The organism is Bacillus sp. FSL L8-0193, from assembly GCF_037976065.1.
Lineage (GTDB): Bacteria > Bacillota > Bacilli > Bacillales > Bacillaceae > Bacillus > Bacillus paralicheniformis.
The window spans coordinates 976,622-985,000 of record NZ_CP150261.1 but is presented as its reverse complement, the minus strand read 5'-3'; the positions used below and the strand labels follow the sequence as shown (position 1 = coordinate 985,000).

8 protein-coding genes and 1 rRNA gene (1 of these 9 running past the window's edge) are annotated in these 8,379 nt (G+C 46.8%); 3 read left to right on the top strand and 6 right to left on the bottom strand.

The window, feature by feature from the left end; translation table 11 throughout:
• Both MHH76_RS04835 and MHH76_RS04830 read right to left on the bottom strand, forming a co-directional pair.
• Positions 1 to 814 (bottom strand): 16S ribosomal RNA (locus MHH76_RS04835) (it extends 736 nt beyond the left edge of the window).
• A 223-nt stretch (positions 815 to 1,037) separates the two neighbouring features.
• Positions 1,038 to 1,922: a nucleotidyltransferase-like protein gene (locus MHH76_RS04830; protein ID WP_020450641.1), complete on the bottom strand. Its 885-nt coding sequence runs from the start codon at positions 1,920 to 1,922 to the stop codon at positions 1,038 to 1,040.
• Between the two features lie 219 nt (positions 1,923 to 2,141).
• Between MHH76_RS04830 and MHH76_RS04825 the strand changes: the two genes are divergently transcribed.
• Entirely contained in the window at positions 2,142 to 2,489 is a 348-nt protein-coding gene (locus tag MHH76_RS04825) for a YgzB family protein (RefSeq protein ID WP_020450640.1), read from the top strand.
• 48 nt (positions 2,490 to 2,537) lie between these two features.
• Here the strand turns inward: MHH76_RS04825 and perR are convergent, their stop codons facing one another.
• Both perR and bcp read right to left on the bottom strand, forming a co-directional pair.
• Entirely contained in the window at positions 2,538 to 2,975 is a 438-nt protein-coding gene (perR, locus tag MHH76_RS04820; protein WP_003179961.1) for a peroxide-responsive transcriptional repressor PerR, read from the bottom strand.
• Between the two features lie 211 nt (positions 2,976 to 3,186).
• On the bottom strand, positions 3,187 to 3,660 hold the full coding sequence (gene bcp, locus MHH76_RS04815; RefSeq protein ID WP_020450639.1) for a thioredoxin-dependent thiol peroxidase: 474 nt from the start codon (positions 3,658 to 3,660) through the stop codon (positions 3,187 to 3,189).
• Positions 3,661 to 3,815: 155 nt separating this feature from the next.
• Between bcp and MHH76_RS04810 the strand changes: the two genes are divergently transcribed.
• Together MHH76_RS04810 and MHH76_RS04805 are read left to right on the top strand one after the other, a co-directional pair.
• Entirely contained in the window at positions 3,816 to 5,114 is a 1,299-nt protein-coding gene (locus tag MHH76_RS04810) for a glutamate-1-semialdehyde 2,1-aminomutase (RefSeq protein WP_026580616.1), read from the top strand.
• Between the two features lie 251 nt (positions 5,115 to 5,365).
• Entirely contained in the window at positions 5,366 to 6,436 is a 1,071-nt protein-coding gene (locus MHH76_RS04805; protein ID WP_020450637.1) for an aromatic acid exporter family protein, read from the top strand.
• A gap of 30 nt (positions 6,437 to 6,466) precedes the next feature.
• Here the strand turns inward: MHH76_RS04805 and MHH76_RS04800 are convergent, their stop codons facing one another.
• Both MHH76_RS04800 and MHH76_RS04795 read right to left on the bottom strand, forming a co-directional pair.
• Positions 6,467 to 7,357: an ABC transporter permease gene (locus MHH76_RS04800; RefSeq protein WP_020450635.1), complete on the bottom strand. Its 891-nt coding sequence runs from the start codon at positions 7,355 to 7,357 to the stop codon at positions 6,467 to 6,469.
• A 12-nt stretch (positions 7,358 to 7,369) separates the two neighbouring features.
• On the bottom strand, positions 7,370 to 8,371 hold the full coding sequence (locus tag MHH76_RS04795; RefSeq protein ID WP_020450634.1) for an ABC transporter permease: 1,002 nt from the start codon (positions 8,369 to 8,371) through the stop codon (positions 7,370 to 7,372).
• Positions 8,372 to 8,379: the final 8 nt, after the last annotated feature.

Genomic DNA, 8,379 nt, shown 5'->3' with positions numbered 1-8,379 from the left:
GGACTACCAGGGTATCTAATCCTGTTCGCTCCCCACGCTTTCGCGCCTCAGCGTCAGTTACAGACCAGAGAGTCGCCTTCGCCACTGGTGTTCCTCCACATCTCTACGCATTTCACCGCTACACGTGGAATTCCACTCTCCTCTTCTGCACTCAAGTTCCCCAGTTTCCAATGACCCTCCCCGGTTGAGCCGGGGGCTTTCACATCAGACTTAAGAAACCGCCTGCGCGCGCTTTACGCCCAATAATTCCGGACAACGCTTGCCACCTACGTATTACCGCGGCTGCTGGCACGTAGTTAGCCGTGGCTTTCTGGTTAGGTACCGTCAAGGTACCGCCCTATTCGAACGGTACTTGTTCTTCCCTAACAACAGAGTTTTACGATCCGAAAACCTTCATCACTCACGCGGCGTTGCTCCGTCAGACTTTCGTCCATTGCGGAAGATTCCCTACTGCTGCCTCCCGTAGGAGTCTGGGCCGTGTCTCAGTCCCAGTGTGGCCGATCACCCTCTCAGGTCGGCTACGCATCGTTGCCTTGGTGAGCCGTTACCTCACCAACTAGCTAATGCGCCGCGGGTCCATCTGTAAGTGGTAGCTAAAAGCCACCTTTTATAATTGAACCATGCGGTTCAATCAAGCATCCGGTATTAGCCCCGGTTTCCCGGAGTTATCCCAGTCTTACAGGCAGGTTACCCACGTGTTACTCACCCGTCCGCCGCTAACATCAGGGAGCAAGCTCCCATCTGTCCGCTCGACTTGCATGTATTAGGCACGCCGCCAGCGTTCGTCCTGAGCCAGGATCAAACTCTCCATGAAGTTTGATAATGACTACGCACAAAATGTGCGATTTATTTAATGAATTAACAGGTACGTTTTGTCTTGTTTAGTTTTCAAAGATCATTTCCGCTCCTGTCCGAAGCGACTTTATTAGTATAACATTTTCAACAAGGAGTGTCAAATGTTTTTTTGTTTTTTCGTCGCTGCTGCTTTCAGTTCAAAAACCGTTCCGCTAACAGCGACGCTTAATAATATATCACCGTTATAAATTAGTGTCAACACTTTTTTTGATAAAATATCCTCGGTGAAAAATCTTTTGGCCCTTTGTCTCAATCGGCTTGACTCCGACTAAGTCCTTTTCAGCCAAGAACTCCAGTATGACTCCCAGGTCTGCCGTGAAATACTTGAGATCCGGATGCTTGAGAAGATCGGCAAATTGCCAAACCTCTTTTTCATCCATGACATTGAGAATATGTGCGGCCCCGATTTCGGCTTTTGAATGAATGAGAAAATCGCTTGCGAGGAATAATAACTCCAGCCGTTTTTGCAAGCTTTCATTGCTCTCAATTAATTCCTTATACAATTTATAAACCTGAGGCTCCATGTGGCGGACTTGGTTCCATACCGTAACTTCTGGGTGAAAACCTTTATCGATCACTTCGATTCTGGCCAAATGATGGAGGGCGTGTACGATGGAATTGTAGGCGTCCAAAAATTGACCGTCCTCAAAAAACGATTTCCCTTCTATATATCTTCTGATTAATTTCCCGTATTCAAGTCCGATTTTTAGTTTTCTTTCTGAAAACGGAAATGTATTAAGCTGCTCAATCAGCTTGGCGATAAATTCGTTTCGGTCGAAAAGCACCTTTCCATTGAGGACCCAGTCTATGATTCTTCTATTTGTTCCGAGCAAAATCCATTCCTGAAGCTGTTCAACAGAAATAATATGAAGAGAAGCCGTTTTTCCGTCGAACTCATAATGCTTCACGAATACAGGGTCTTCAGCCTTATTAACGATAATCAACAATGCCGCATCAAAATTATCTGTCGCAGATGAGGTTTGATTTCTCCTCTCAATCAGCATGACAGCGAGTGTGTCAGGGCGGCTTGCTCTTTCTTGGTAAATCGGACGGAGAAGATTTTCCATCACCATTCCTCCAATACGATGTAAATGCGTTGCTCTAAAAGCTTCTCTCTTTGTTTCTACCTATTTCTACGAGCCAATAAAAACTCCTTTATTTTGAAAACACATTGAATTATTATAATCAATTTCCCCAAAACTCTCTATAGAAATTTTCCAATTGATTCGTTTTAATTAAAGAATAACACATCTTTTCTATGCTATATTAGAGACAGGGGGATGGATATGGCAAAATACTCTAGCAAAATCAACAAAATCAGAACGTTTGCGTTAAGCCTTGTATTTATAGGCTTCATTATTATGTATGTCGGGATCTTCTTTAGGTCCTCGATCCTCTTGATGTCGGTGTTTATGATCTTGGGGGTATTGTCTATCTTGTTGAGCACAGCGGTTTATTTTTGGATCGGCATGCTTTCAACGAAAGCGGTTCAAGTCGTCTGTCCAAACTGTGAAAAACCGACCAAGATTTTAGGCCGGGTCGATATGTGCATGCATTGCAGGGAGCCTCTGACACTGGATAAAAACCTCGAAGGAAAAGAGTTTAACGAATCGTATAATCGAAAGTCTCAGTAGATACTGCAATAAAAATAAGCTGACCGTTAAAAAAGCGGCCAGCTCTTTTTAATGGCTTTCTTTTTTGTCGCATTCCTGACATAAACCGTATATCTCCAGTCTATGGTGACTGACTTTGAATCCTGTCACATGTGAAGCCAGCTGCTCCACTTCGTCGAGGCCGGGATAATGAAAGTCGACGATTTTCCCGCAGCGTTCGCAAATTGCGTGATAATGCTCGGATGTCACGAAGTCAAACCGGCTGGAGGAATCTCCGTACGTTAATTCCTTAACGAGCCCTGATTCCTTAAAAACCCGCAAATTGTTGTAAACCGTTGCTACGCTCATGTTTGGAAATTTCCCTTCCAGAGCTTTATATATATCATCTGCAGTTGGATGAGACATAGAATTCACGAGAAATTCCAGAATGGCATGACGTTGAGGAGTAATTCGAACCCCGGTTTCCTTCAACGCTTCCAACGCTTCTTTCAGGTTATGTTCAGCCATCGTCATGCACCTCTCTTCTAAAAAAAATTCTTACATTATAACGTTTATAATTAGTGTAACTCCTGATCAGAATCTTTGTCAATTCCAATCCCTGTGAAAAAGCTATTTTTAAGGCGAAAAAGGCCGATATGATCAGCATGTCCGGTCAGACAGACGAATATGAGCGTAAAAAGAGACCAAACTAACATACAGTCCGGCCTCCCCCAGAGCTTTACGCTTCGGCGATTTCTTTTACTGCTTGAAGCGCTTCTGCGACATGGTCTTTTACCTTTACTTTCCGCCACTCTTTCACAAGGCGGCCTTCTTTATCAATCAGGAATGTCGACCTTTCGACACCCATGTATTCCTTGCCGAAATTCTTCTTCAGCTTCCATACGTCAAAGCTTTCAGCGAGCTTGTGTTCATCATCGACGAGCAGCAGAAACGGCAGATCGTGTTTCTGCTTGAATTTCTCATGTCTTGTCTGGTCGTCAGGGCTGACTCCGATGATGACGGTATCAAGTTCGGCAAAGCTTTCATGTCGGTCTCTGAAATCGCACGCTTCCGTTGTGCATCCCGGCGTCATATCTTTCGGATAAAAATAGAGCACGACATACTTTCCTTCAAAATCCGACAGCTTTACTTTTTCTCCGTGATCACCGAGCAGTTCAATATCAGGCACCTTTTGTCCAATTTCAACAGTCATTGTTTTGCCTCCTGTTATGTTTAATCGCTTGCTTTCCCCCATTATAAAAAACAGCGCCGTCTTGTTCAAATGTTCGGCGGCTTCTTTTTTGCGCTCTGTCCGCCTCGTGTTACAATATAGAAATAGATAAAAGGTGCAGAAATGAGGAGGATATTATGCAGCATACTCAATCTGAAAAGCTTCATGAAGAAGCTCTTCAACATATAGTCGGAGGCGTCAACAGCCCCTCAAGGTCTTACAAAGCGGTCGGCGGCGGTTCTCCCGTCGCGATGGAAAGGGGAAGCGGCGCTTATTTTTGGGATGTAGACGGCAACAAATACATAGACTATCTTGCCGCCTACGGACCGATTATTACGGGTCACGCTCACCCGCATATCACAAAAGCGATTCAAACAGCTGCTGAGAACGGGGTGCTTTACGGCACGCCGACAAAGCATGAAGTGACATTTGCCAAGATGCTTAAAGAAGCGATTCCTGCCTTGGATAAAGTGAGATTCGTCAATTCAGGAACGGAAGCCGTGATGACGACGATTCGCGTCGCCCGGGCCTATACAGGCAGAACGAAAATCATCAAGTTCGCCGGCTGCTACCACGGCCATTCCGATCTTGTGCTGGTGGCGGCCGGTTCAGGTCCGTCAACGCTCGGCACACCTGATTCAGCGGGGGTTCCAAAAAGCATCGCCAACGAGGTGATTACCGTTCCTTTCAATGATATCGACAGCTATAAAGAAGCGCTCGATAAATGGGGGGACGATATTGCGGCAGTTCTCGTTGAACCGATTGTTGGAAACTTCGGGATCGTTGAACCGAAAAGCGGATTTCTCGAACAGGTCAATGAACTGACACATAATGCAGGAGCGCTTGTCATCTATGATGAAGTTATCACCGCCTTCCGCTTTATGTACGGCGGCGCCCAGGATCTTCTTGGCGTCAAACCTGATTTGACGGCGCTCGGCAAAATCATCGGCGGCGGCCTGCCGATCGGCGCATACGGAGGCAAAAAAGAGATTATGGAACAAGTCGCACCGCTCGGACCTGCTTATCAAGCGGGCACGATGGCGGGGAATCCGGCTTCGATCCTCTCAGGTATCGCCTGTCTTGAAGTGCTGAAAGAAAAAGGCACATACGAAAAACTTGACCGCCTCGGCGCTATGCTTGAAGAAGGTATCCTGGGACACGCCGAAACCCACGGCATCAACATCACTGTCAACCGTCTTAAAGGCGCGCTCACCGTATACTTTACGAACGAAAAAGTCGAAAACTATGAGCAAGCCGAAAATACGGACGGAGAAATGTTCGCTGCCTTTTTCAAACTGATGCTTGAGCGCGGTGTTAATCTTGCGCCTTCAAAATATGAAGCATGGTTTATCACCACCGCGCACACGGAAGAGGACATTAAAGCGACGCTTAAAGCCGTGGATGACTCATTTAAACAATTGAAACAACGCATATAAAAAGAGAGCGGGTCCGCTCTCTTTTTATCAAATGCGGAGCACTTTGTAAACGCGGTGAACAGGCACTTTTCACCGGCTTGTTTTTCTTTTTTGTCAATGATTTGTTTTTTCTTAAAAATGGGTTGAATATTTCGGAAGATCGCTGTATATTACTTTATTGTTTGGCAAATTAACAGAGAGGGAATGTTCAATACAATTCATTTTCTGTAAAGAACGAATTTTATTATAGAAAGGGATGCAAGTACAGCCTAATGAAACTTGGTGCCCGTATTTTCAAAACAGGCATTGCCATTACGCTTGCGCTTTACCTCGCGTCTTGGCTCGGCCTTCCGACTCCTGTCTTCGCGGGAATCGCGGCTATCTTCGCGATACAGCCTTCGATCTATCGTTCATTTTTGACGATTGTCGATCAAGTGCAGGCGAACATAATCGGAGCTGCCACAGCCATTATTTTTGGACTTATTTTTGAACCCAGTCCGATCATCATCGGATTGACGGCGGTAATCGTCATTACGATCAACCTGAAGCTGAAGATCGAGAATACAATTTCGATCGCTCTCGTCACCGTTATTGCCATATTGGAGAGCTCCGGCGACAACTTTTTATGGTTTGCCTTGGTGAGAACCGGAACGGTTATTTTGGGCGTATTGTCTGCGTTCCTGGTCAACCTGATTTTTCTGCCGCCTAAATATGAAACGAAGCTCGTCAGCCATGTTGTTGAAAATACAGATGAAGTCATTAAATGGATCAGATTGTTGACGCGGAAGACAACGGAACACTCCATGCTGAAAGAAGACATTGAAAAGCTGAAAGAAAAAATGATGAAGGTCGATCACCTTTACTTGCTTTACAAAGAAGAAAGAAGCTATTTAAAACGTTCCACATATGTAAAACAGCGAAAGCTCGTGCTGTTCAGACAGGCGATCATTGCATCAAACCGCGCGCTTGATGCTTTGAAAAAACTGCACCGGCTTGAAAACGAGTTTTGTCATATGCCTGAAGAATTTCAAGAAACGCTGGTCGAAGAGCTTGATTATCTTCTCCATTGGCACGAGCGAATTTTAATGAGATTCGTCGGCAGGATTAAAACGCAGGATCACGTCGACCTTCACGAAGAAGGAGACGTGTACAAACAGCACTTGACCGAATCATTCCTGAAAAACCAGGACAAATTGAAAGAAGAACTGTTGGACTACAATATGCTGACCATTATGGCGAGCACCGTAGAATACCGAGAACAGCTTGAACATTTGGAAACCTTGCTCACAAGCTTTCAGACGTACCACAAAAAAGACAGTGAGCTTGAAGTTGAGGAAGAGTAAACCGGTTAACGAATACGTTAACCGGTTTTTTTATTTTCCTTCCTTCATTTTCGGATCAAGGGTGTCGCGCAGGCCGTCTCCCATCAGATTAAAGCCGAGCACGGTCAGCATGATCGCAAATCCCGGAAAAAATAATGTCCACGGGGCCTGCGCCAAATAAGGCCGGGCATCCGCAAGCATTTTTCCCCACTCCGGGTTCGGCGCCTGCGCCCCCAACCCTAAAAATCCGAGCGCGGCCGCTTCTATAATCGCCGTTCCAATATTCAGTGTCGCTTGAACGATAACCGGGGCCATGCTGTTGGGAAGAATGTGTTTAAACATCATCCTCATATTGGACATCCCGACAGCACGCGCAGATAAGACATATTCCTCCTGCCTAATGCTGAGCACTTTTGAACGAACGAGCCTGCCAAACGTCGGAACGTTGATGATGGCGATGGCAATCAGGGCATTTTCAAGGGAAGGCCCGAGAATCGCCACAATGGCGATCGCCAGCAGAATGCTGGGAAACGCGAGCATGATATCAAACAGCCGCGAAATCAACGCATCAGCCCATCTGCCGTAAAAACCGGCGATCAGCCCTAACAGCGTCCCCGCCAAGGCCGATGCCAGACAGGAGAAAAAGCCGACCCATAAAGACAGCCTCGCGCCGTACAGCACCCTTGAAAAAATATCCCTGCCAAAATCGTCCGTTCCAAAAAGGTGTTCAGCAGACGGAGCGGCAAGCCTGTCTGACAGTGACTGGTCGTTTATTCCATAGGGTGCGATGAGCGGCGCGAAGATGGCCAGCAGGATAAACAGCGCGACTAAAATCGTGCCGGCGGCAGCCAGTTTATGCTCAAAGAACCGCCGAATATGTTCCGCCAAAGGCGAACGCACCTTCACGTCCTCCCTCTGCTGTTCATTTTGAAGCACAACCACATTTCCCGCCTCCTAATATTTAATTCTCGGATCGATGACAGCGTACAGCAGATCAACAATGAAGTTAATCATGACGAAGATGAAGGCGATCACGAGAATGCCCGATTGGATAACCGGGTAGTCGCGGTAGCTGATCGCATCATAAATGTACCGGCCGATGCCGGGCCAGGCAAAAATCGTCTCCGTTAAAATCGCGCCGCCCAGTAAAAGTCCGGTTTGCAGGCCGATGACGGTCAACACCGGAATGAACGCATTTTTTAAACCGTGCTTATAGATAACGAAAAACATATGCACGCCTTTTGCTTTTGCCGTGCGGATATAATCGGACTGCAGCACCTCTATCATGCTGGCCCTTGTAATTCTCGCAATGATCGCGGCGGGAATGGTGGCAAGAGCGGTTCCCGGCAGAATTAAATGGCGGATGGTTTCTGCAAACTGATCAAATCTTCCGTGTAAAAGGGTGTCCAGTGTATGAATGTAAGTAAAGGCTTCGACCGGATTTCTGACATTCTCCCTTCCCGTTGTCGGCAGCCAGCCGAGCTCGATCGAAAAGAACCACTGGCCCATCAGACCAAGCCAAAAAATCGGCATCGACACGCCAATTAAAGCAACCAGCATCGCAATATAGTCGAATACCGAATTCTTAAACCACGCGCTGATGATTCCGGCATTCACACCGACAAACACTGCGATCAGCATCGCGAAAAAAGCAAGCTCGAGAGTGGCGAACAAATACGGCTTTATTTCTTGCGTAATCGCCGCTCCCGTGCGGATTGATGTCCCGAGATCCCCTTTCAGCAAATCCCCGATATATCTGGCGTATTGCACATACCACGGCTGATCAAGGCCGAGCTGGATGGTCAGCTGCTGCACCGCTTCCTTTGTCGCCCTCTGGCCGAGAATAACCTGGGCGGGGTTGCCGGGAATAAAGCGGATGATCGAAAAAACGACCAGTGTCATGCCAATGAGAACGGGGATCAGCATCCCCGTCCGTTTTAAACAGTACGCAAGCAATGGCTGTC